The organism is Pseudomonas nitroreducens (assembly GCF_010994165.1).
GTDB classification, from domain to species: Bacteria; Pseudomonadota; Gammaproteobacteria; order Pseudomonadales; family Pseudomonadaceae; genus Pseudomonas; species Pseudomonas nitroreducens.
In genome coordinates, this window is the sequence record NZ_WMBX01000004.1 from 666,206 (window position 1) to 688,091 (window position 21,886).

The 21,886-nt window shown below is 62.4% G+C and carries 22 protein-coding genes; 20 read left to right on the forward strand and 2 right to left on the reverse strand.

The window, feature by feature from the left end:
• The first annotated feature begins 64 nt into the window (after window positions 1-64).
• The 17 genes from mnmE (at window position 65) to GJV37_RS20790 (ending at window position 16,574) form a co-directional block, all read left to right on the forward strand.
• A complete protein-coding gene (mnmE, locus tag GJV37_RS20710) occupies window positions 65-1,432 on the forward strand; it encodes a tRNA uridine-5-carboxymethylaminomethyl(34) synthesis GTPase MnmE (protein WP_170858182.1) in 1,368 nt (455 codons plus the stop codon).
• A gap of 546 nt (window positions 1,433-1,978) precedes the next feature.
• The gene (gene mnmG, locus GJV37_RS20715; RefSeq protein ID WP_170858183.1) at window positions 1,979-3,871 is read left to right on the forward strand and encodes a tRNA uridine-5-carboxymethylaminomethyl(34) synthesis enzyme MnmG; all 1,893 of its coding nucleotides are present in this window, start codon (window positions 1,979-1,981) and stop codon (window positions 3,869-3,871) included.
• On the forward strand, window positions 3,871-4,521 hold the full coding sequence (gene rsmG, locus GJV37_RS20720; protein WP_037010314.1) for a 16S rRNA (guanine(527)-N(7))-methyltransferase RsmG: 651 nt from the start codon (window positions 3,871-3,873) through the stop codon (window positions 4,519-4,521). The genes mnmG and rsmG overlap by 1 nt, the downstream gene beginning before the upstream one ends.
• An 18-nt stretch (window positions 4,522-4,539) precedes the next feature.
• Window positions 4,540-5,328, forward strand: coding sequence for a ParA family protein (locus GJV37_RS20725; protein WP_024765005.1), 789 nt, complete (start codon window positions 4,540-4,542; stop codon window positions 5,326-5,328).
• A 17-nt stretch (window positions 5,329-5,345) separates the two neighbouring features.
• A complete protein-coding gene (locus GJV37_RS20730) occupies window positions 5,346-6,218 on the forward strand; it encodes a ParB/RepB/Spo0J family partition protein (protein WP_024765004.1) in 873 nt (290 codons plus the stop codon).
• Window positions 6,219-6,369: 151 nt separating this feature from the next.
• Window positions 6,370-6,777: a F0F1 ATP synthase subunit I gene (locus tag GJV37_RS20735; RefSeq protein ID WP_037010316.1), complete on the forward strand. Its 408-nt coding sequence runs from the start codon at window positions 6,370-6,372 to the stop codon at window positions 6,775-6,777.
• Between the two features lie 16 nt (window positions 6,778-6,793).
• Complete coding sequence (gene atpB, locus GJV37_RS20740) at window positions 6,794-7,663, forward strand: F0F1 ATP synthase subunit A (RefSeq protein WP_017518843.1); 870 nt, start codon at window positions 6,794-6,796, stop codon at window positions 7,661-7,663.
• Window positions 7,664-7,773: 110 nt separating this feature from the next.
• On the forward strand, window positions 7,774-8,031 hold the full coding sequence (gene atpE / locus GJV37_RS20745; RefSeq protein ID WP_003457994.1) for a F0F1 ATP synthase subunit C: 258 nt from the start codon (window positions 7,774-7,776) through the stop codon (window positions 8,029-8,031).
• Window positions 8,032-8,083: 52 nt separating this feature from the next.
• The gene (locus tag GJV37_RS20750; protein ID WP_017518842.1) at window positions 8,084-8,554 is read left to right on the forward strand and encodes a F0F1 ATP synthase subunit B; all 471 of its coding nucleotides are present in this window, start codon (window positions 8,084-8,086) and stop codon (window positions 8,552-8,554) included.
• Window positions 8,555-8,566: 12 nt separating this feature from the next.
• Window positions 8,567-9,103 carry a F0F1 ATP synthase subunit delta gene (locus tag GJV37_RS20755; protein ID WP_024765001.1) on the forward strand — a complete coding sequence of 179 codons (537 nt, stop codon included), beginning with the start codon at window positions 8,567-8,569 and terminating at the stop codon, window positions 9,101-9,103.
• Between the two features lie 18 nt (window positions 9,104-9,121).
• Entirely contained in the window at window positions 9,122-10,666 is a 1,545-nt protein-coding gene (gene atpA / locus GJV37_RS20760) for a F0F1 ATP synthase subunit alpha (RefSeq protein WP_017518840.1), read from the forward strand.
• A 52-nt stretch (window positions 10,667-10,718) separates the two neighbouring features.
• On the forward strand, window positions 10,719-11,579 hold the full coding sequence (atpG, locus tag GJV37_RS20765; RefSeq protein WP_017518839.1) for a F0F1 ATP synthase subunit gamma: 861 nt from the start codon (window positions 10,719-10,721) through the stop codon (window positions 11,577-11,579).
• A 30-nt stretch (window positions 11,580-11,609) separates the two neighbouring features.
• Window positions 11,610-12,986 (forward strand): F0F1 ATP synthase subunit beta, encoded by a 1,377-nt coding sequence (gene atpD, locus GJV37_RS20770; protein ID WP_017518838.1) that lies wholly within the window; start codon window positions 11,610-11,612, stop codon window positions 12,984-12,986.
• 181 nt (window positions 12,987-13,167) lie between these two features.
• Entirely contained in the window at window positions 13,168-13,593 is a 426-nt protein-coding gene (locus tag GJV37_RS20775) for a F0F1 ATP synthase subunit epsilon (RefSeq protein ID WP_017518837.1), read from the forward strand.
• 111 nt (window positions 13,594-13,704) lie between these two features.
• Window positions 13,705-15,072, forward strand: a complete 1,368-nt coding sequence (glmU, locus tag GJV37_RS20780) for a bifunctional UDP-N-acetylglucosamine diphosphorylase/glucosamine-1-phosphate N-acetyltransferase GlmU (RefSeq protein WP_037010321.1) — start codon at window positions 13,705-13,707, stop codon at window positions 15,070-15,072.
• A gap of 109 nt (window positions 15,073-15,181) precedes the next feature.
• Window positions 15,182-15,769, forward strand: a complete 588-nt coding sequence (locus GJV37_RS20785) for a MarC family protein (RefSeq protein ID WP_017518835.1) — start codon at window positions 15,182-15,184, stop codon at window positions 15,767-15,769.
• Window positions 15,770-15,791: 22 nt separating this feature from the next.
• Window positions 15,792-16,574: an N-acetylmuramoyl-L-alanine amidase gene (locus GJV37_RS20790; RefSeq protein ID WP_170858185.1), complete on the forward strand. Its 783-nt coding sequence runs from the start codon at window positions 15,792-15,794 to the stop codon at window positions 16,572-16,574.
• Here the strand turns inward: GJV37_RS20790 and GJV37_RS20795 are convergent.
• Both GJV37_RS20795 and algB read right to left on the reverse strand, forming a co-directional pair.
• Entirely contained in the window at window positions 16,571-18,358 is a 1,788-nt protein-coding gene (locus GJV37_RS20795) for an ATP-binding protein (RefSeq protein WP_246228404.1), read from the reverse strand. The genes GJV37_RS20790 and GJV37_RS20795 overlap by 4 nt on opposite strands.
• A 2-nt stretch (window positions 18,359-18,360) precedes the next feature.
• Window positions 18,361-19,707 carry a sigma-54-dependent response regulator transcription factor AlgB gene (gene algB / locus GJV37_RS20800; RefSeq protein WP_024764997.1) on the reverse strand — a complete coding sequence of 449 codons (1,347 nt, stop codon included), beginning with the start codon at window positions 19,705-19,707 and terminating at the stop codon, window positions 18,361-18,363.
• Between the two features lie 227 nt (window positions 19,708-19,934).
• Between algB and GJV37_RS20805 the strand changes: the two genes are divergently transcribed.
• The 3 genes from GJV37_RS20805 (at window position 19,935) to GJV37_RS20815 (ending at window position 21,852) form a co-directional block, all read left to right on the forward strand.
• A complete protein-coding gene (locus GJV37_RS20805; protein ID WP_193452909.1) occupies window positions 19,935-20,789 on the forward strand; it encodes a BON domain-containing protein in 855 nt (284 codons plus the stop codon).
• A 32-nt stretch (window positions 20,790-20,821) separates the two neighbouring features.
• Complete coding sequence (locus GJV37_RS20810; protein WP_037010327.1) at window positions 20,822-21,256, forward strand: ferritin-like domain-containing protein; 435 nt, start codon at window positions 20,822-20,824, stop codon at window positions 21,254-21,256.
• Window positions 21,257-21,534: 278 nt separating this feature from the next.
• On the forward strand, window positions 21,535-21,852 hold the full coding sequence (locus tag GJV37_RS20815) for a hypothetical protein (protein ID WP_170858188.1): 318 nt from the start codon (window positions 21,535-21,537) through the stop codon (window positions 21,850-21,852).
• Window positions 21,853-21,886 lie beyond the last annotated feature (34 nt).

Below are 21,886 nucleotides of genomic sequence, written 5' to 3' on the forward strand. Positions count from 1 at the left end.
CGTTTTGCTATGTGGATAACGTTGCTTTCCCGCGCGCCACGAACACAACCGCGAGACCGCCGACATGAATACAGCCCGTGAAACCATCGCCGCCGTCGCCACCGCTCAGGGCCGTGGCGGGGTGGGCATTGTCCGCGTCTCCGGTCCCCGCGCCCGCGCCATGGCCATTACCCTGAGCGGGCGCGAGCCGCAGCCGCGCCATGCGCACTACGGGCCGTTCCATGCCGATGATGGCGACGTCATCGACGAAGGCCTGCTGCTGTTCTTCCCCGGCCCGAATTCCTTCACCGGTGAGGATGTGCTGGAACTGCAGGGCCACGGCGGCCCGGTGGTGATGGATATGCTGCTGCAACGTTGCCTGGAGCTGGGGGCGCGCCAGGCCCGTCCGGGTGAGTTCAGCGAACGCGCCTTCCTCAACGACAAGCTCGACCTGGCCCAGGCTGAAGCCATTGCCGACCTTATCGAGGCCAGCTCGGCCCAGGCCGCGCGCAATGCCGTGCGTTCACTGCAGGGAGAATTCTCCCGCCGCGTGCACAGCTTGACCGATCAATTGATCGGCCTGCGCATGTATGTCGAGGCCGCCATCGACTTCCCGGAAGAGGAAATCGACTTCCTCGCCGATGGCCATGTGCTGTCGCAACTGGATGCGGTGCGCGCAGAGCTTGCCTCAGTATTGCGCGAGGCTGGCCAGGGCGCGCTGCTGCGCGATGGCATGACCGTGGTGATCGCCGGGCGTCCCAATGCCGGCAAATCGAGCCTGCTGAACGCCCTGGCCGGCCGCGAAGCCGCCATCGTCACCGATATCGCCGGCACCACCCGCGACGTGTTGCGCGAACATATCCACATCGACGGCATGCCGCTGCACATTATCGACACCGCCGGCCTGCGCAGCACCGATGACCATGTGGAAAAGATCGGCGTGGAACGCGCACTGAAGGCAATCAGCGAAGCTGACCGCGTGCTTTTGGTGGTGGACTCCACCGCGCCGGAAGCCAGCGACCCCTTCGCATTGTGGCCTGAGTTCCTGGACAGCCGACCCGATCCGGCGCACGTGACCCTGATTCGCAACAAGGCGGATTTATCCACAGAGTCCATCGGACTGCAGGAGAGCGCTGACGGCCACGTCACCATCACCCTGTCTGCCCGCTCCGGCAACGGCCTGGAGCTGCTTCGCGAGCATCTCAAGGCCTGCATGGGCTTCGAACAGACCGCCGAGAGCAGCTTCAGCGCCCGCCGTCGCCATCTGGAGGCCCTGCGCCAGGCCGGAGACAGCCTGGAGCATGGTCGCGCACAGCTCACCCTGAGCGGCGCAGGCGAACTGCTGGCCGAGGACCTGCGCCAGGCCCAGCAGGCACTGGGGGAGATTACCGGCGCCTTCACGCCGGACGACCTTCTCGGCCGAATCTTCTCCAACTTCTGCATCGGCAAGTAATCCACAACCCAGGCTTTCCCTACCGGTGACGGAGCCATACCGTCGCCGCGCGTCCTGTCGCCTGCGTTTTTCCTCTGGAACATCTATCCACAGCCATGAATTCAGCTGAGGCCTAGTTATACATGGCTTTCAGAGAACTAAAGGGACCTTCCACAGGCATTCGTGAACCCTGTGGAAAAGTACCGTACAGCTTAGTAGACAACCCCTGCGCCATCCTGTGGGTAAATCCACCTGTTGATAACATGCCACTTCATCCACAGGCTGAACACGGGAGATCCCCTGCAACCTGACAGCATCGACACAGGGTTGTTATCGGCTGAAACCTTTATGGTTCAAGGCCTGCATCAGCTTTTCCACAGAAAACCGCTTCACCATACATAAACACAAGCTCTAAAAAGATTTAAAAAAGTTCCTCTCTTTTATTTTCTATAGCGTCGAACAAAACCGATTGGCTATTTTTTGTTCAGCGCCTTCAATCGAAAGCCCTTAACCCCTATACTGTCCGGCTCTCTTCTTTCTCCTTGATCAACAGGCACGAGGTGCGTGGTGGATTTCCCTTCCCGTTTTGACGTGATCGTGATCGGCGGCGGCCATGCCGGCACAGAGGCCGCATTAGCGGCTGCACGCATGGGCGTGAAGACGCTGCTGCTCACCCACAATGTGGAAACCCTCGGCCAGATGAGCTGCAACCCCGCCATCGGTGGGATCGGCAAGAGCCATCTGGTCAAGGAAATCGATGCCCTGGGCGGCGCCATGGCGCTGGCCACCGATAAAGGCGGAATCCAGTTCCGCGTCCTGAACAGCCGCAAGGGCCCGGCCGTACGCGCTACGCGTGCACAGGCAGACCGCATCCTCTACAAGGCAGCGGTGCGGGAAATTCTGGAGAACCAGCCCAACCTCTGGATATTCCAGCAGTCCTGCGATGACCTGATCGTCGAGCAGGATCAGGTGCGCGGCGTGGTGACCCAGATGGGTCTGAAATTCCATGCGGATAACGTCGTGCTTACCGCCGGCACCTTCCTCGGCGGACTTATCCACATCGGTCTGCAGAATTACTCCGGCGGCCGCGCAGGCGATCCGCCCTCCATCGCCCTGGCCAAGCGCCTTCGCGAGCTGCCGCTGCGTGTCGGTCGCCTGAAGACCGGGACGCCTCCGCGCATCGATGGTCGCAGCGTCGATTTCAGCGTGATGACCGAACAACCGGGCGATACCCCGATTCCCGTGATGTCCTTCCTCGGTTCCAGGGAAATGCACCCGCGCCAGGTCAGTTGCTGGATCACCCACACCAACTCGCGGACCCACGAGATCATCGCGTCCAACCTCGATCGCTCGCCCATGTACTCCGGTGTGATCGAAGGTGTCGGTCCGCGTTACTGCCCGTCGATCGAAGACAAGATCCATCGCTTCGCCGACAAGGACAGCCATCAGGTTTTCCTCGAACCCGAGGGCCTGACCACGCACGAGCTGTATCCGAACGGCATCTCCACGTCGCTGCCCTTCGATGTGCAGCTGGATATCGTCCGGTCAATCCGCGGCATGGAGAACGCGCATATCGTTCGCCCGGGCTACGCCATCGAGTACGACTACTTCGACCCGCGTGACCTCAAGTACAGCCTGGAAACCAAGGTGATCGACGGCCTGTTCTTTGCTGGCCAGATCAATGGCACAACCGGCTACGAAGAAGCCGGCGCCCAGGGCCTGCTCGCCGGCACCAACGCCGCACTGCGTTCGCAAGGCCGCGACAGCTGGTGCCCGCGTCGTGACGAGGCCTACATCGGCGTACTGGTCGACGACCTGATCACTCTCGGCACCCAGGAGCCGTACCGCATGTTCACCTCGCGCGCCGAATACCGGCTGATCCTGCGCGAGGACAATGCCGATCTGCGCCTGACCGAAAAGGGCCGCGAGCTGGGTCTCATCGACGACGAGCGCTGGGCTGTATTCGAAGCCAAGCGCGAAGGTATCGAGCGTGAAGAACAGCGGCTGAAGAGCACCTGGGTTCGCCCCAACACTGCGCAGGGCTATGCCATCGCCGAACGTTTCGGCACTCCGCTGGCTCACGAATACAACCTGCTCAACCTGCTGGCCCGTCCAGAAATCGACTACGCAAGCCTGGCCGAAGTGACCGGCGCTGGCGCAGAAGACCCGCAGGTCGCCGAACAGGTGGAGATCCGCACCAAGTACGCCGGCTATATCGATCGCCAGCAGGAAGAGATCGCTCGCCTGCGTGCCAGCGAAGACACCCGCCTGCCTGTGGATATCGACTACCAGTCCATTTCCGGGCTCTCGAAGGAGATTCAGCTCAAGCTGGGTAATGCCCGACCGGAAACCCTCGGTCAGGCCGGCCGCATCCCGGGCGTGACACCGGCGGCGATTTCCCTGTTGCTGATCCATCTGAAGAAACGCTCGTCCGGTCGTCAGCTGGAGCAGAGCGCCTGATGTCCGTGGTCACTGCCCGCCACGCCGACGAACTCGCGCGTGGCATCCAGACGCTCGGCCTGGATATCGACGCCGCTGCCCAGCAACGACTGCTGGACTACCTGGCCCTGCTGGCCAAGTGGAACAAGGCCTACAACCTCACCGCCGTGCGCGATGTGGATGAAATGGTCTCGCGCCACCTGCTCGACAGCCTGAGCATCGTCGCGCAATTCGAAGCCGCCGGCGGTGAGCGCTGGCTGGATGTCGGCAGCGGTGGAGGCATGCCTGGTATCCCGCTGGCCATACTGTTCCCCGCAAAGTCCCTGACCCTGCTGGACAGCAACGGCAAGAAGACCCGCTTCCTGACCCAGGTGAAGCTGGAGCTCAAGCTCGACAACCTGCAGGTTATCCACAGCCGTGTGGAAGCCTTCCAGCCCGAGCAGCCGTTCGACGGGATCGTCTCGCGGGCTTTCAGCAGCCTCGAAGACTTCACGAACTGGACGCGTCACCTGGGTGACACTCGGACCAACTGGCTGGCCATGAAAGGCGTGCACCCCAGCGACGAGCTCGCGGCACTCCCGGAGGATTTCCGGGTCGAAGCCGAACACGCTCTGGCGGTGCCGGGTTGCCAAGGCCAGCGCCATCTGCTGATACTGCGCCGCACTGCATGACGGGGAGTGGGGAAAACCATGGCTAAGGTATTCGCGATCGCCAACCAGAAGGGCGGCGTCGGCAAGACCACGACCTGTATCAACCTCGCGGCATCGCTGGTCGCCACCAAGCGACGCGTGCTGCTGATCGACCTCGATCCACAGGGCAATGCCACCACCGGCAGCGGTGTGGATAAGTTGTCCCTGGACCATTCCATCTACGACGTGCTCACCGGCGAATGCGACCTGGCCCAGGCCATGCAGTTCTCCGAGCACGGCGGTTACCAGCTGCTGCCCGCCAACCGCGACCTCACCGCGGCGGAAGTGGTGCTGCTGGAAATGGATATGAAGGAGCATCGTCTGCGCCACGCGCTGGCGCCGATCCGCGAGAACTACGACTTCATCCTCATCGACTGCCCGCCGTCGCTGTCGATGCTGACGGTCAACGCCCTGTCCGCCTCGGACGGCGTGATCATCCCCATGCAGTGCGAGTACTACGCACTGGAAGGGCTGACCGACCTGATGAACAGCATCCAGCGCATCGCCGAGCGCCTGAATCCGGCGCTGAAGATCGAAGGCCTCCTGCGCACCATGTACGACCCGCGCATCAGCCTGACCAACGACGTCAGCGCGCAGTTGCAGGAACACTTCGGCGACAAGCTCTACACCACCGTGATCCCGCGCAACGTGCGACTCGCTGAAGCCCCCAGCTTCGGCATGCCGGCGCTGGTCTACGACAAGCAATCGCGCGGTGCCCTCGCCTACCTGGCGCTGGCCGGCGAGCTGGTGCGCCGTCAGCGCGCCGCTCGCACCACCGCACCCGCCTAAGAGATTAAGGAACCCGCATGGCCGCCAAGAAACGAGGTCTCGGACGCGGGCTGGACGCCCTGCTCAGTGGCTCCAGCGCCGCTACGCTGCAGGAAGAAGCCGTTCAGGTGGACAGCAAGGAGCTGCAACACCTGCCGCTGGACCTGATCCAGCGCGGCAAGTACCAGCCCCGCCGCGACATGGACCCACAGGCCCTCGAGGAACTCGCCCAGTCGATCAAGGCCCAGGGTGTGATGCAGCCGATCGTGGTGCGCCCCATTGGCAACGGTCGCTACGAGATCATCGCTGGCGAGCGCCGCTGGCGCGCCACCCAGCAGGCCGGCCTGGACAAGATCCCGGCGATGGTCCGCGAAGTGCCCGACGAAGCTGCCATCGCCATGGCACTGATCGAGAACATCCAGCGCGAAGACCTCAATCCCATCGAGGAAGCGGCTGCCCTGCAGCGCCTGCAGCAGGAATTCCAGCTGACCCAGCAACAGGTCGCCGACGCCGTGGGCAAATCCCGCGTCACCGTGGCCAATCTGTTGCGGCTGATCGCTCTGCCGGAGGAGATCAAGACCCTGCTCTCCCATGGCGACCTGGAAATGGGCCATGCCCGCGCCTTGCTCGGACTGCCGGAGAATCGGCAGGTTGAGGGTGCGCGACATGTTGTCGCACGCGGTTTCACTGTGCGTCAGACCGAAGCACTAGTGCGCCAGTGGCTCAATACATCCGAGGAACCTGTCAAAACGGTCAGGACCGACCCGGACATCAGCCGCCTCGAACAGCGCCTGGCCGAGCGCCTGGGCGCTCCCGTGCAGATTCGCCATGGCCAGAAGGGCAAGGGCCAGTTGGTGATCCGCTACAACTCCCTCGACGAGCTGCAGGGTGTGCTCGCCCACATACGCTGATACGAAAGGCTATGTAGGGGGTCGTCGGAAATCACTACCTGACGGTTGAACGGGTATGCGGCGCCCCCTATACTCTGCGCGCAATTTTGTCGGCACAAAGTATGCCAAGTTGTTGATTTGTGAAGCCGACGCCAGAGGACTGTGAGCTCAGATGGAACCCCGCAAGCCCAATCGTTTGCCCTTCCATCGTCAACCGGCGTTTCGCCTGTTGCTCGTCCAACTGGTGGTGCTGCTTATCGGTGCAGCAACCCTGTGGTTTGCCCGGGGATCGGTCGCAGGTTATTCCGGATTGCTCGGAGGCCTGATTGCGTGGTTGCCGAATCTGTACTTTGCTCGCAAGGCGTTCCGTTATAGCGGCGCGCGTTCTGCCCAGCTGATAGTCCGGTCCTTTTATGCCGGTGAGGCGGGAAAACTGATTCTGACGGCAGTGCTCTTCGCACTGACGTTCGCAGGTGTGAAGCCGCTGGCGCCCCTGGCGCTGTTCGGCCTCTACCTGCTGACCCTCGCGGTCAGCTGGTTTGCACCCCTGCTGATGCGAAACACATTTACAAGACCTTAGAGCGATTGAGGCAAACATGGCAGCAGAAAGCGCTTCGGGTTACATCCAGCACCACTTGCAGAACCTGACCCTGGGTCGTCTGCCGGATGGTTCCTGGGGGTTCGCCCACACCGCCGAACAAGCCAAGGAAATGGGCTTCTGGGCATTCCACGTTGATACCCTGGGCTGGTCCGTATTCCTCGGCCTGGTGTTCATCCTGATCTTCCGCATGGCAGCCAAGAAGGCCACCAGCGGTCAACCTGGCGGCCTGCAGAACTTCGTCGAAGTTCTCGTGGAGTTCGTCGACGGCAGCGTGAAGGACACCTTCCACGGCCGTAATCCGCTCATCGCACCGCTGGCGCTGACCGTGTTCGTCTGGATCTTCCTGATGAACCTGATCGACCTGGTGCCCGTGGACTTCCTGCCGCTGGCGGCTCAGGCGGTCACCGGCAACGAGCACCTGTTCTTCCGCGCCGTGGCCACTACCGACCCGAATGCCACCTTCGGCATGTCGATCGCCGTGTTCGCGCTGATCATCTTCTACAGCATCAAGGTCAAGGGCATCGGCGGCTTCCTCGGCGAGCTGACCCTGCACCCGTTCCACAGCAGCAACATGGTGGTTCAGATCATCCTGATCCCCGTGAACTTCCTGCTGGAGTTCGTGACCCTGATCGCCAAGCCGGTATCCCTGGCACTGCGTCTGTTCGGCAACATGTACGCCGGCGAGCTGATCTTCATCCTGATCGCCGTGATGTTCGGTTCCGGCATCCTCTGGCTGGGCGGCATGGGCGTGGTGCTGAACTGGGCGTGGGCCGTGTTCCACATCCTGATCATCACCCTGCAGGCCTTCATCTTCATGATGCTGACCATCGTCTACCTGTCGATGGCCCACGAAGACAGCCACTGATCCAAAGATTCTATGCGCCCATTCCCTCGCGGGAGTGGGCGTAAGAAGAGCTTCACCACCTTAACTTGCTTCAACCTTTAACCAACACGACAAAAAAGTCGGGAGGAAAAATGGAAACTGTAGTTGGACTCACTGCTATCGCCGTTGCACTGCTGATCGGTCTGGGCGCTCTGGGTACCGCCATCGGCTTCGGCCTGCTGGGCGGCAAGTTCCTGGAAGGCGCTGCTCGTCAGCCGGAAATGGTTCCGATGCTGCAGGTCAAAATGTTCATCGTCGCCGGCCTGCTCGACGCCGTGACCATGATCGGTGTTGGTATCGCTCTGTTCTTCACCTTCGCTAACCCGTTCATTGCTCAGGTTGCCCAGTAATTTCCGCAACGCGGAAATCTGTGACTGAACAACGAACGAGCGAGGTATTGGCGTGAACATTAATGCAACTCTGATCGGCCAGGCCATCGCGTTCGCCATCTTCGTCCTGTTCTGCATGAAGTTCGTGTGGCCTCCGGTCATCGCGGCTCTGCACGAGCGTCAGAAGAAGATCGCCGACGGCCTGGACGCTGCCAACCGCGCGGCTCGTGACCTGGAACTGGCCCACGAGAAAGCGGGTCAGCAACTGCGCGAAGCCAAGGCTCAGGCAGCCGAAATCATCGAGCAGGCGAAGAAGAGCGCTAACCAGATCGTTGACGAAGCCCGTGATCAGGCCCGTGCCGAAGGTGATCGCATGATCGCCCAGGCCAAAGCCCAGATCGAACAGGAACTCAACAGCGTCAAGGACGCCCTGCGTGCCCAAGTGGGTGCCCTGGCTGTCTCCGGCGCCGAGAAGATCCTGGGTGCTTCGATCGATGCCAACGCGCAAAAGCAGCTGGTTGATCAACTGGCCGCCGAGATCTAAGCAGAGGGCGATATGGCAGAACTGACCACATTGGCTCGTCCTTACGCGAAGGCGGCTTTCGAGTACGCCCAGGCTCATCAGCAATTGGCCGATTGGTCTGCTGCTCTGGGTGTGCTGGCTGCAGTGTCGCAGGACGACACCGTGCGCCAGCTGCTCAAGGAGCCTCAGCTGACCGCAGCCGCCAAGGCTGACGCGCTGATCGACGTGTGTGGCGACAAGCTCAATGCTCCGGCCCAGAACTTCGTCCGGACTGTGGCTGAAAACAAGCGGCTCGACCTGCTGCCGACCATCTTCGTGATGTTCGAGCAACTCAAGGCCGAGCAGGAAAAATTGGTCGAGGTCGAGGTCACCAGTGCCTTCGCCCTGGACCAGCAACAGCAGGACAAACTCGCCAAGGCTCTCAGCGCCCGGCTCAGTCGCGAAGTGCGACTTCATGCGTCGGAAGACGCGAGCCTGATCGGCGGCGTGGTTATTCGCGCCGGCGACTTGGTAATCGATGGCTCGGTGCGCGGCAAAATCGCGAAACTGGCCGAAGCGTTGAAATCTTGAGTTTGAAGGGGCAGCGGCATGCAGCAACTCAATCCTTCCGAAATTAGTGAAATCATCAAGGGGCGCATCGAGAAACTCGACGTCGCCTCGCAAGCGCGCAACGAAGGCACCATCGTCAGTGTTTCCGATGGCATCGTGCGCATCTTCGGTCTGGCCGACGTCATGTACGGCGAGATGATCGAATTCCCGGGCGGCGTCTACGGTATGGCGCTGAACCTGGAGCAAGACTCCGTCGGTGCTGTGGTACTGGGTGAATACCAGGACCTCAAAGAAGGCATGAACGCCAAGTGCACCGGCCGCATCCTGGAAGTCCCGGTTGGTCCGGAACTGCTGGGTCGCGTTGTCGACGCCCTGGGTAACCCGATCGATGGCAAAGGCCCGATCGATGCCAAACTGACCGACGCTGTCGAGAAAGTGGCACCGGGCGTGATCTGGCGTAAGTCGGTAGACCAGCCGGTTCAGACCGGTTACAAGTCGGTCGACGCCATGATCCCGGTTGGCCGTGGCCAGCGCGAGCTGATCATCGGTGACCGTCAGATCGGTAAAACCGCTCTGGCCATCGACGCCATCATCAACCAGAAGAACAGCGGCATCCGCTGCGTCTACGTTGCCATCGGTCAGAAGCAATCGACCATCGCCAACGTCGTTCGCAAGCTGGAAGAAAACGGCGCCCTGGCCAACACCATCGTGGTGGTTGCCAGCGCTTCCGAATCCGCCGCTCTGCAATACCTGGCTCCGTACTCCGGCTGCACCATGGGCGAGTACTTCCGTGACCGCGGCGAAGACGCTCTGATCGTTTATGACGATCTGTCCAAGCAAGCTGTTGCCTACCGCCAGATCTCCCTGCTGCTGCGCCGTCCGCCGGGCCGCGAAGCTTACCCGGGTGACGTGTTCTATCTCCACAGCCGTCTGCTGGAGCGCGCTTCCCGCGTTTCCGAAGAGTACGTAGAGAAGTTCACCAACGGCGAAGTGAAAGGCAAGACCGGTTCCCTGACCGCCCTGCCGATCATCGAGACCCAGGCCGGCGACGTTTCCGCGTTCGTTCCGACCAACGTGATCTCGATCACCGACGGCCAGATCTTCCTGGAATCCGCCATGTTCAACTCGGGTATCCGTCCGGCCGTCAACGCCGGTATCTCGGTATCCCGTGTCGGTGGCGCGGCCCAGACCAAGATCATCAAGAAGCTCTCCGGTGGCATTCGTACCGCCCTGGCCCAGTACCGTGAACTGGCGGCCTTCGCCCAGTTCGCCTCGGACCTGGACGACGCGACCCGCAAGCAGCTGGAACATGGTCAGCGCGTTACCGAGCTGATGAAGCAGAAGCAGTACGCGCCGATGTCCATCGCCGAGATGTCGCTGTCCCTGTATGCCGCCGAGCGTGGCTTCCTGCAGGACGTCGAGATCGCCAAGGTGGGCGCCTTCGAACAAGCGCTGATCGCCTACTTCCAACGTGAGAACGCCGCTCTGCTGGCGAAGATCAACGAGAAGGGTGACTTCAACGACGAAATCGACGCAGGCATCAAGGCCGGCATCGAGAAGTTCAAGGCCACCCAAACCTGGTAAGCCGCAGCGGGGGTCGGTGACGGCCCCCGCCTGCTAAACCGATAGGTGTGAAATGGCAGGCGCAAAAGAGATTCGCAGCAAGATTGCGAGCATCAAAAGCACGCAAAAAATCACCAATGCCATGGAAAAGGTGGCGGTGAGCAAGATGCGCAAGGCACAAATGCGCATGGCGGCCGGCCGTCCCTACGCGGAGCGCATTCGCCAGGTGATCGGCCATCTGGCCAACGCCAACCCGGAATACCGTCACCCGTTCATGGTCGAGCGTGAAGTAAAACGCGTCGGCTACATCGTGGTGAGCTCCGACCGTGGCCTGGCTGGCGGCCTGAACATCAACCTGTTCAAGGCGCTCGTCAAGGACATGAGCGGGCAGCGCGATCGTGGCGCGGAGATTGATCTCTGCGTGATCGGCTCCAAGGGTGCATCCTTCTTCAAGAGCTATGGCGGCAACGTGGTTGCAGCTATCAGCCACCTGGGCGAAGAGCCGTCGATCAACGATCTGATCGGCAGCGTCAAGGTCATGCTGGATGCCTACCTGGAAGGTCGTATCGATCGCCTGTACGTGGTTTCCAACAAGTTCGTCAACACCATGACCCAGAAGCCGACCGTGGAACAGCTGATTCCGCTGGTGGCCGAGGACAATGCCGAGCTGAAGCACCACTGGGACTACCTCTACGAACCCGACGCCAAGGCCCTCCTCGACGGCCTGCTGGTGCGCTACGTGGAATCCCAGGTGTACCAGGCCGTGGTTGAGAACAACGCCTGTGAGCAGGCGGCCCGGATGATTGCAATGAAGAACGCTACCGACAACGCCGGTGATCTGATCAGTGGTCTGCAACTGATCTACAACAAGGCACGTCAGGCGGCGATCACCCAGGAAATCTCGGAAATCGTCGGCGGCGCTGCCGCGGTGTAAGAACAGGTTCAAAATTCAGAGGAACCAGACATGAGTAGCGGACGTATCGTTCAAATCATCGGCGCCGTGATCGACGTGGAATTCCCGCGCGATGCCGTGCCGAGCATCTACGAGGCCCTGAAAGTTCAGGGCGTCGAAACCACTCTGGAAGTTCAGCAGCAGCTGGGCGACGGCGTGGTTCGTTCCATTGCGATGGGTTCCACCGAAGGCCTCAAGCGTGGCCTGAACGTGGAAAGCACCGGCGCAGCCATCTCCGTCCCGGTCGGCACCAAGACCCTGGGCCGTATCATGGACGTGCTGGGCAACCCGATCGACGAAGCCGGTCCGATTGGCGAAGAAGAGCGCTGGGGTATTCACCGCGACGCTCCGTCCTACGCTGACCAGGCTGGCGGCAACGACCTGCTCGAAACCGGCATCAAGGTTATCGACCTGGTCTGCCCGTTCGCCAAGGGCGGTAAAGTCGGTCTGTTCGGTGGTGCCGGTGTCGGCAAGACTGTCAACATGATGGAACTGATCCGTAACATCGCCATGGAGCACAGCGGTTACTCTGTGTTCGCAGGTGTGGGCGAGCGTACTCGTGAGGGTAACGACTTCTACCACGAGATGAAGGATTCCGGCGTACTGGACAAGGTAGCCCTGGTTTACGGCCAGATGAACGAGCCGCCGGGCAACCGTCTGCGCGTTGCGCTGACCGGCCTGACCATGGCCGAGAAGTTCCGTGACGAAGGCCGTGACGTACTGCTGTTCATCGACAACATCTACCGTTACACCCTCGCCGGTACCGAAGTATCCGCACTGCTGGGCCGTATGCCTTCGGCAGTAGGTTACCAGCCGACCCTGGCCGAAGAGATGGGCGTTCTGCAAGAGCGCATCACCTCCACCAAGAAAGGCTCGATCACCTCGATCCAGGCCGTTTACGTTCCCGCGGACGACCTGACCGACCCGAGCCCGGCGACCACCTTCGCCCACTTGGACGCCACTGTCGTACTGTCCCGTGACATCGCCTCGCTGGGTATCTACCCGGCCGTGGATCCGCTGGACTCGACTTCCCGTCAGCTGGACCCGCTGGTCATCGGCCAGGATCACTACGACACCGCTCGTGGCGTGCAGTACGTTCTGCAGCGCTACAAGGAGCTGAAGGACATCATCGCGATCCTCGGCATGGACGAACTGTCCGAAGCCGACAAGCTGCTGGTGGCCCGTGCTCGTAAGATCCAGCGCTTCCTGTCCCAGCCGTTCTTCGTGGCTGAAGTATTCACCGGCTCGCCGGGCAAATACGTCTCCCTGAAGGACACCATCGCTGGCTTCAAAGGCATCCTCAACGGCGACTACGATCACCTGCCCGAGCAGGCGTTCTACATGGTCGGCGGCATCGAAGAAGCCATCGAGAAAGCGAAGAAGCTGTAATCCGTGCGCCCGGCAACGGGCGCCCAGGCCGTCGAGGAGCGTTGCGAGCGACGGTCAGGCAAGGCGGAATTGATCGAAGAAGCGCAGTTTACGTTGGTAAACGAGCATTCTGAGATCGATTCCAACGCCGCCTGGCCTAGCGCAGTAGCGCATCGACAGCCTAATTACGTGAGGCAAGGGTATGGCTATTACAGTCCACTGCGACATCGTCAGCGCCGAAGCGGAGATCTTCTCCGGTCTGGTCGAGCTGGTCGTAGCGCACGGCTCCCTGGGCGATCTGGGTATCGCTCCGGGCCACGCGCCGCTGATCACCGAGCTCAAGCCGGGTCCGATCCGCCTGGTGAAGCAGGGTGGCGAGCAGGAGGTGTACTACATCTCCGGCGGCTTCCTCGAAGTACAGCCGAACATGGTCAAGGTTCTCGCCGACACTGTGATTCGCGCAGGCGACCTCGACGAAGCGGCTGCCCAGACCGCACTGAAGGAAGCTGAGAAGGCTCTGCAAGGCAAAGGTGCAGAGTTCGACTACAGCTCCGCCGCAGCCCGCCTGGCCGAAGCCGCAGCGCAACTGCGCACGGTCCAGCAGGTTCGCAAGAAGTACGGCGGCTAAGCCGCGAAGTCCTCAGGGACTTCAGCGTCAAATGGGAAAAGGGTAGCCTTGGCTACCCTTTTTCTTTTTCCACTCGCGGATAATCCCGCTCACCAGGACGGTCTCCCACCCATGTCTCTCGAAATCGTCATTCTTGCTGCCGGCCAGGGCACCCGCATGCGCTCGGCACTGCCGAAAGTCCTGCATCCGGTCGCTGGCAAACCGATGCTTGCCCACGTGATCGATACCGCCCGGGGCCTTGGCCCGTCGCGCATCCATGTGGTGATTGGCCATGGCGCCGACCTGGTGCGTGAGCGCCTGCAGGCGGATGACCTGAATTTCGTTATCCAGGAACAGCAGCTGGGTACCGGCCATGCTGTGGCGCAGGCAGCCCCGTTCCTGAGTGCAGACAATGTGCTGATCCTCTACGGCGATGTGCCGCTGATCGAGCAACCGACCCTGGAACGCCTGATGGCCCAGGCCACGCCGGAACAGCTGGCGCTGCTGACGGTCGAGCTGGACGATCCGACTGGCTACGGCCGCATCATCCGCGGCGCCGATGGCGAGGTTCGGGCGATCGTCGAGCAGAAGGACGCTACCCCCGAGCAGCGTGCCATCCGCGAAGGCAACACCGGCATCCTCGCTGCGCCCCGTGAGCGCCTGCTGGGCTGGCTGTCGCGGTTGTCCAACTCCAACGCCCAGGGCGAGTATTACCTCACCGACGTCATCGCCATGGCGGTGGGGGACGGCCTGCGCGTGGCCACTGCCCAGCCGCAGGTGGCGATGGAAACCCAGGGCGCCAATGACCGCCTGCAGCTTTCCGAGCTGGAGCGCTTCTTCCAGCAGCGCGTGGCGCGCCGCCTGATGGCTCAAGGCGTGACCCTGATCGACCCGGCGCGTTTCGACGTTCGTGGCGAAGTCAGCGTCGGCCGCGACGTCAGCATCGACATCAACGTGATTCTCGAGGGTCAGGTGGAGATCGAGGATGACGTGCAGATCGGCCCGAACTGCTACATCAAGGACAGCACGCTGCGTCGCGGTGCGATCATCAAGGCCAATTCGCACCTGGAAGGCGCCCATGTCGGCCCCGACAGCGATGTCGGCCCGTTTGCCCGACTGCGTCCGGGCAGCGTGCTGGAGCGCAAGGTGCATGTGGGTAACTTCGTCGAGCTGAAGAATGCACACCTGCAGGATGGCGTGAAGGTCGGCCACCTGACCTACCTGGGCGACAGCGAAGTCGGTGCGCGCTCCAACATCGGTGCCGGCACCATCACCTGCAACTACGATGGCGCCAACAAGTGGCGCACTAGCATTGGCGAGGACGTTTTCATCGGCTCCAACAATTCGCTGGTGGCGCCTGTGGATATCGGCACCGGGGCCACGACTGGCGCGGGTTCCACCATTACCGCCGAAGTCCCGGCCGGCACCCTGGGCGTCGGTCGCGCCAAGCAGCGGGTGATCGAAGGCTGGAAGCGCCCGGAAAAGATCAAGAAATCCTGATTCACAACGCATCGCCCTGTGGGTAAGTCGTTATCCACAGGGCGATTTTTTCTGTTATTCACAAAGCCTTGCTGTGCAGTGGCTCGTTCTTGCTGGAGTTTTCCCGGTCATGCTCGGCGTCGCCATCCTGATCTTTCTGATCACCGATCCATTCGGCAATATCGCGGTGTTCCTCGCCGCCCTCAAATCCGTACCGGCTGAACGCCGTCTGAAGGTAGCGTTGCGTGAACTGCTCTTCGCGCTGGGTCTGCTGCTGCTGTTCCTCACCCTGGGCGAGCACATCCTCACCGGACTCGGCTTGTCCAAGGAAGCCACCGGTATCGCTGGCGGCATAATCCTGTTCGTGGTCGCCATGCGCCTGATCTTCCCCACGCCCCAGGGCGTGCTGGGCGACATGCCGGACAACGAGCCGCTGTTCGTGCCGCTGGCTACCCCGGCGGTGGCGGGGCCGTCAGCGCTGGCGATGCTGATCACCCTGCGCAGCACCTACACTGGTCCCTTGTGGGAGCTGTATCTGGCGGTGATCCTGGCCTGGGCCGCGACCGCCTTCATCCTGATGCAGGCGGCATTCCTCCAGCGCTTCCTCGGCCCGCGCGGGCTGATGGCGGTGGAGCGTCTGGCCGGCATGCTGCTGATCATGCTCAGCGTCAACATGCTCCTGCAGAACGTGCGCAGCTTCCTGCACATCGCCGCCTGATGCTGTCCCCTTGAGAACTGCCATGACCCTGCGTGTCCTGACCTTCTTGCTTCTCACCACACTGCTCGCCGGCTGCGCCGACAAGGGGCTGCAGATCGATCGCGAGCACGTGTCGAAGAACCAGGACAGCCGCATCCAGTACGTCATCGTCCACTACACCTCGGCCGACCTGCCGCGTTCGCTGGCGCTGTTGACCCACGGCGAGGTGAGTGCGCACTACCTGATCGGCGACAACCCGGCGACCATCTACCAGTTGGTGGACGAAAACCGTCGCGCCTGGCACGCCGGCGCCAGCGAATGGCAGGGCCGGACCTGGCTGAATTCCACGTCCATCGGCATCGAACTGGTGAACCCCGGCTACCGCGACACCCCCAGCGGCAAGATCTGGTATCCCTATCCGGATGCTCAGATCGACGCATTGATCGCCTTGCTCAAGGACATCACCAAGCGCCAGGGCATCACCCCGGAACACATCCTCGGGCACAGCGACATCGCCCCGCAGCGCAAGGTCGACCCGGGCCCGCTGTTTCCCTGGAAGAAGCTGGCCGACGCGGGCCTGATTCCCTGGCCGAAACCGGGCGAGCTGTCGCGCCGGCTGGCCGAGCTGAATGGGCAATTGCCGGCACCGGTCTGGTTCCAGCAGCAGCTGGCACGCCACGGTTACGCGGTGCCGCTCGATGGTGCGATGGATGAGGAAACCCGCAATGTGATCGCGGCGTTCCAGATGCGTTTCCGCCCGGCGCGCTTCGACGGCGAACCGGATCTGGAAACCGCCGCGCTGCTGCTGGCCGTACCGACGTCTTAAACCGGCAACAGCAGGTAGAAGCGCGAGCCCTTGCCCTGTTGCGAGCGCAGGGCAATGCGTCCGCCGTGCAATTGCACGATTTCCCGGCACAGGGCCAGGCCAAGTCCGACGCCGCCTTTCTTGCGACCCACCTGCACGAAAGGCTCGAAGATGCGTCCCTGCTGGCTGAGCGGTATGCCGTCGCCGCTATCTTCCACGGCAATCGCCACGCGCTCGTCCTGGCAACGCGCCTGCAGGCGGATAGTGCCGCCCTCGGGAGTGTGGCGCAGGGCATTGCCGATCAGGTTGTCCAGCACCCGTTCGATCTGTGTGCGGTCGATGTTGATGGGCGGCAGTCCCTCGGCGATCTCCAGGTCCAACTCGATGTGCTTCTCCGCTGCGGGCCCGATGAAGCGGTGGTTCGCCTGACGAAGCAGGTCGGCAACGTCGCAGGGCTGCAACTCCAGCTTCTGAGTGCCGCTCTGGTAGCGGGAGAAGTTCAGCAGATCGTTGATCAGCCGCACCAGACGATGCATTTCCTCGTCCACCGTACGCACCAGGTCTCGCTCGCGGGATTCCGCGGGGAATTTCAAGCGCTCGGCGAGCAGGCCGAAGGCCATGTGCATGCCGGTCATGGGGGTGCGCAGTTCGTGTGAGGCTCGCAGCACGAAGTCGTTGCGCACGCGCTCGAAGGCGCGCTGCTCGGTGACATCGCGCACCACCATCACCGCGCCGATGTTGCGGCCGTCGTCATGGCTGACCGGCGAAATGCCCCAGGTCAGCAGCCGGCTTTCGCCGCTCACTTCCACCACCAGGTCCTGCGGGGTCTCCTCCAGCAGGTTGCCACTCAGCACGCGCTGCACTGCCTGGGTCAGCGCCGGGTTGTTCAGCATCGTGCCGAGGTCCTGGCCCTGGGGATCGCCATGGGAGAACAACTGGCGCGTGGCGACCGGATTGGCGTGCTCGATGCGGCCATGCCGATCAAGGATCACCAGGCCGTCATCGATGCTGTCCAGCACTGCCAGCAGGCGCTTGCGCCCTGAGCCCAGGGCTTCGGTGTTGCTCGCCCGATAGAGGCGCAGCGCTTCGGCCATCAGGCCGAAGCGGCGGCTCAGGGAAGACATCTCGGCGACGCCGGAGACCGGCAAGGTCACGTCGAAATCCCCCTGGCCTATCTTGTCCGCCGCCTTGGCCAGCGTCTCGATCGGGGCGCCGAAGCGCCGGGCGATGCTATGGGCGGTGATAAAGCCGACGACCAGGATGGCGATGCCGATCAGCCCGAGCAGGCCGCTGATCAGCAAGGTTCGGTCACGGGCCGAGCGTTCGTCGTTGCTGATGTTTTCCATCGCCACCTGGTGCAGCGCCAGCAAACGGTTGCGCAGGACGTCCAGGGTGCGGCTGAGGTCGCTGTCTTCCAGCAGTTCCGGGCGCCCCGGTCCAGGCGTATCGGTCGCCTCGACGAACAGTCGGTGGGCGTCGGCGATCTCCGTCATGGCCTGGCGTTCGCCGCTGTTGCGCGCGAGCGCGCGGCCACGCTCGAGCGCCTGGGAGAAATGCGTGCGGGCCAGTTCCAGATGTTCAGCGCTCGGTCGCGCGCTGAGAACCTGCACCAGTTCGTCGCCCAGCGCCTGGCGCAGGCGCTGACTGACCTCGATGGCTTCGAAGTTGCGCTGGATCAGCTGGGCCTGCTGACTGCCGGTCAGCACCACGCTGAACAGGCCCAGCAGCAGGCCCAGCAGGGCTACCGTGATGAGTGCGGAGATGCTGAGAAACAGCCTCGTGCGCAGCGTCATCGGGATAGGCAGGTTCACAGGCTGTACTGCTTGCGCTTGCGATAGAGGGTGGAAGCGTCGATCCCCAGAGTCTTGGCCGCCTGGTCAAGGGTAGCGCTGGAGGCCATCACGGCGGCGATGTGGGCTTTCTCCAGTTCCTCCAGGCTCATTGCCTCGCCGATGCGCGGCGCGGAGTTGGAAGTCTGTTCCCCGATGGCGAGCTGTTCCACGCCAATGAGATCAAGATTGCAGATGATGCTCGCCCGTTCAATTACGTTGCGCAGCTCTCGCACGTTCCCGGGCCAGGCGTAGCGGCGCAGCAGCGCGCGGGCCTCGTCGGTGAAGCCGCGGGCAGGGCGGCCGTAGTCCTTCACGAAGCGCGCCAGGAAGCGTTCGGCCAGGCCGATGATGTCCTCGGCGCGTTCGCGCAGCGGCGGCAGGTTCAGCACGATGACGTTCAGACGGTAGAGCAGGTCTTCGCGGAACGCGCCCTGGGCGACCATGCCGGCCAGATCCCGGTTGGTGGCGGCGAGGATGCGCACATCGGCGTTGCGGGTCACCGGGTCACCGACGCGCTCATACTCCTTGTCCTGGATGAATCGCAATAACTTTGGCTGCAAAGTGAGGGGAAAATCGCCGATCTCGTCGAGGAACAGCGTGCCGCCATCCGCCTGGCTGATGCGCCCCAGGGTGTTTTCGGTGGCGCCGGTGAAGGCACCGCGGCTGTGGCCGAACAGCTCGCTTTCCATCAGTTCGGCGGTCAGGGAAGGGCAGTTGATCGTTACGCAGGATTTCTTCGCGCGCTTGCTCCAGTTGTGGATCGCCCGCGCCAATTCGCCCTTGCCCGAGCCGGACTCGCCGAGGATGAGAATATTGGCGTCGGTGGCGGCGACCTGGCGGGCGGTTTCCAGCACAGCGGCCATGGCCGGGCTGTGGGATTCCAGCACGTCGCCCTGTTTGCGCATCTCTCCTTCCAGCGCCTCGATGCGCGCGGTGAGCTGGCGCACTTCCAGTTGCTTGGCGGCGGCCAGGCGCAACTGGTCGGGGCTGCAGGGTTTCACCAGGTAGTCGGCGGCGCCGGCCTGCATGGCGTCCACGGCGGTGTCCACAGCCGAATGCGCGGTGACTATCACCACCCGCATCCAGGGCGCCTGCACCCGCATCTGCGCCAGAACGTCCAGGCCGTTGTCATCGCCCAGACGCAGGTCGAGGAAGCAAAGATCGAATACCTGACGTTGCAGCAGGTTCTCGGCCTGCTGTGCGCTGCTGGCGGTCGCCACGCTATAGCCTTCGTCCTCCAGGCAATAGCGGAACGAGCGCAGGATGGCGGACTCGTCATCGACCAGAAGGATGCGGCCCTGCTGTTCAGGCGTTGCGTCCATTCAGCGTTTTCCTCGTATGAATCGTTGTTGTTAAGTGTGGGATTTTGCTTAGTCCAGGGATTTTCGTGCAAGTTGCAAGAATCTTTCGATCCCCTCGGGCAGGGTGCACAGTCAGGGGTGCGGTATGAATTACTCAACATATTGAATTAAAAGATTTTTATTCTAATAAACGCACTGGCATGGGGCTTGCGAATCCAATAGCGAAACATCGTTGGACGGAGACCGCCATGCCTAACCCGAAGATCCTTGCCCTGGCCCTGGGTTCCGCGCTGCTCGCCCTGCAGCCTCTCGCCAGCCACGCTGCCGAAGCCGGAATCGCCGCGCAGTTGGCCGAAGCCCGCCAGGAGGGCTCGATCTGGACGGCCATCAATCTCAATCGCGAACTCAAGCCTTACGCCATCAAGGTGGACGTCGAGAACGGCCGCGCACAACTGACCGGCGCTGTCGCCAGTGAGGAGCAGAAGGCACTGGCCGGGCAGATTGCCGGCAGTGTCGAAGGTATAAGCGCTGTGGATAACCAACTGGCCGTCGATGCCTCCCTGGCGGATGCGCAGAAAGGCGATGCCGCCAGGGACGATGGCGTTGTGCAGCGCTGGGACGACGCGACCCTCGCTGCCAAGGTGAAATCCAAGCTGTTGCTGAAAAAACGTGCCGACGGCCTGGATATCAAGGTCACCAGTCGCTCCGGCGCCGTCACGCTGGAGGGCACGGCTGCCAGCGAGGACGCCAGCCAGCAGGCTGCTCATCTCGCCGCGCAGACCGAAGGCGTCACCTCTGTGGATAACCGCCTCAAGGTCGACCCGGATGCCGCGTCGGCGCAGAAGCTGGAGAAATCCGTCGGCGACGCCCAGGCGGCTGTCAGCGATGCCTGGATAACCAGCCAGATCAAGGCCGGCATCCTCTCAGCCCACGCGCTGGATGGCCTGTCCATCGGTGTGTCCACCCGCGATGGCGTGGTGACCCTCAGTGGCCAGGTACCGAGCGCCGACGAGCGCCAGCAATTGATCGATTCCGCGCGCAAGACCCGCGGTGTGCGTGAGGTGGACGCCACCGCGCTGAAGGTGGCCGGCCAGGCCGCCTAACGATTCCATCCTTCCTTGCAGGAGTAACTCCCATGTCCCGCATGACCAGTCAGCTCAACGAACTTATCGAGATCACCCGCGACGGCCAGCGCTTCTACCAGCACGCCATCCAGGAAGTGAAGGACGCGCGTCTGCAGAGGCTGTTCCAGTCCATGGCGCAGGCCAAGACCGACGTGATCAATGCTCTCGCCGGCAAGGTTGCCGCCAACCATGAGGAGCCCGCCACCGGCGGCACCCTGCTGGGCAAGCTGCGCCAGGTCTACGCCGACACCCGTGCCACCCTGGCGAGCGACGAAGGCGCCACCTACGTCGCCCAGTTGGAGGAAACCGAGGATCGCATCCTCCATGCCTTCGAGGACGCCATGCAGAAAGGCACGCCGGAAACCCAGGCGTTGCTGCGTGCCGAACTGCCCAAGGTGCGGGCCTGCCATGACCAGATGAGCCAGCTCAAGCACTCGCTGAAGTGACGTGGTTCACAGGGCGCAGGGACGCGCCCTGGAAGCGGGGTTGCAAAACGCACGACCAATCCTCCCCCATCGTGCAGGATGCAGCTCAAAGGGACCTTAGTACTAGATTTAAGTTATTGATTTATAAGGTAAAAATAGAAAATTCAAGACTGGCACGCGGCGTGCAATTTCTCTGATAAGCCAGTCAACAAACCACCCGCGGCGGCGAGAGCGAAAAGTCCGATAGAAAACGGACCGAAGCTCGAACAAGAAGACCGGAGGCGGGCAGGAGAAACGGGATGAACAGCGCAATGAACAGCCAGGTGCACGTCGCACGAATCGATGTCTGGAGCCGGATCTTCTTCGCCGGTGCCCTTGTGCTGCTGCTGATCAATCAGGTGCAGCTGCAGATGCAGGTCTCCCGCACTCAGGCCGCCAGCGTTACGGCCGCTTACGTGCCGACCACCTCCAGCACGCCTGGCCTGTACCGCGAAGCTTCGCGTTATCCACAGACCGCGCCGGCTCGCAACCAGCCCCAGGTGCTGCCTGCCCCGCAGGCACAGACCCAGGCGCAGGTGCAGCCGATGGCGCGACCGCAGGGCGGCTGGGTGTTCTGACCGAATTCATGAATCGCCGGCGGGCCGAGGGCCT

Bases quoted from the DNA above. Each gene is read 5' to 3' on its own strand.
- GJV37_RS20805 (WP_193452909.1), top strand. From the start codon at position 19,935: ATGCCTAACCCGAAGATCCTTGCCCTGGCCCTGGGTTCCGCGCTGCTC.
- rsmG (WP_037010314.1), top strand. From the start codon at position 3,871: ATGTCCGTGGTCACTGCCCGCCACGCCGACGAACTCGCGCGTGGCATC.
- GJV37_RS20730 (WP_024765004.1), top strand. From the start codon at position 5,346: ATGGCCGCCAAGAAACGAGGTCTCGGACGCGGGCTGGACGCCCTGCTC.
- algB (WP_024764997.1), bottom strand. From the start codon at position 19,707: ATGGACGCAACGCCTGAACAGCAGGGCCGCATCCTTCTGGTCGATGAC.
- atpA (WP_017518840.1), top strand. From the start codon at position 9,122: ATGCAGCAACTCAATCCTTCCGAAATTAGTGAAATCATCAAGGGGCGC.
- atpB (WP_017518843.1), top strand. From the start codon at position 6,794: ATGGCAGCAGAAAGCGCTTCGGGTTACATCCAGCACCACTTGCAGAAC.
- atpE (WP_003457994.1), top strand. From the start codon at position 7,774: ATGGAAACTGTAGTTGGACTCACTGCTATCGCCGTTGCACTGCTGATC.
- mnmE (WP_170858182.1), top strand. From the start codon at position 65: ATGAATACAGCCCGTGAAACCATCGCCGCCGTCGCCACCGCTCAGGGC.
- GJV37_RS20735 (WP_037010316.1), top strand. From the start codon at position 6,370: ATGGAACCCCGCAAGCCCAATCGTTTGCCCTTCCATCGTCAACCGGCG.
- GJV37_RS20755 (WP_024765001.1), top strand. From the start codon at position 8,567: ATGGCAGAACTGACCACATTGGCTCGTCCTTACGCGAAGGCGGCTTTC.
- GJV37_RS20810 (WP_037010327.1), top strand. From the start codon at position 20,822: ATGTCCCGCATGACCAGTCAGCTCAACGAACTTATCGAGATCACCCGC.
- atpD (WP_017518838.1), top strand. From the start codon at position 11,610: ATGAGTAGCGGACGTATCGTTCAAATCATCGGCGCCGTGATCGACGTG.
- GJV37_RS20815 (WP_170858188.1), top strand. From the start codon at position 21,535: ATGAACAGCGCAATGAACAGCCAGGTGCACGTCGCACGAATCGATGTC.
- GJV37_RS20785 (WP_017518835.1), top strand. From the start codon at position 15,182: ATGCTCGGCGTCGCCATCCTGATCTTTCTGATCACCGATCCATTCGGC.
- GJV37_RS20790 (WP_170858185.1), top strand. From the start codon at position 15,792: ATGACCCTGCGTGTCCTGACCTTCTTGCTTCTCACCACACTGCTCGCC.
- glmU (WP_037010321.1), top strand. From the start codon at position 13,705: ATGTCTCTCGAAATCGTCATTCTTGCTGCCGGCCAGGGCACCCGCATG.
- GJV37_RS20725 (WP_024765005.1), top strand. From the start codon at position 4,540: ATGGCTAAGGTATTCGCGATCGCCAACCAGAAGGGCGGCGTCGGCAAG.
- GJV37_RS20775 (WP_017518837.1), top strand. From the start codon at position 13,168: ATGGCTATTACAGTCCACTGCGACATCGTCAGCGCCGAAGCGGAGATC.
- atpG (WP_017518839.1), top strand. From the start codon at position 10,719: ATGGCAGGCGCAAAAGAGATTCGCAGCAAGATTGCGAGCATCAAAAGC.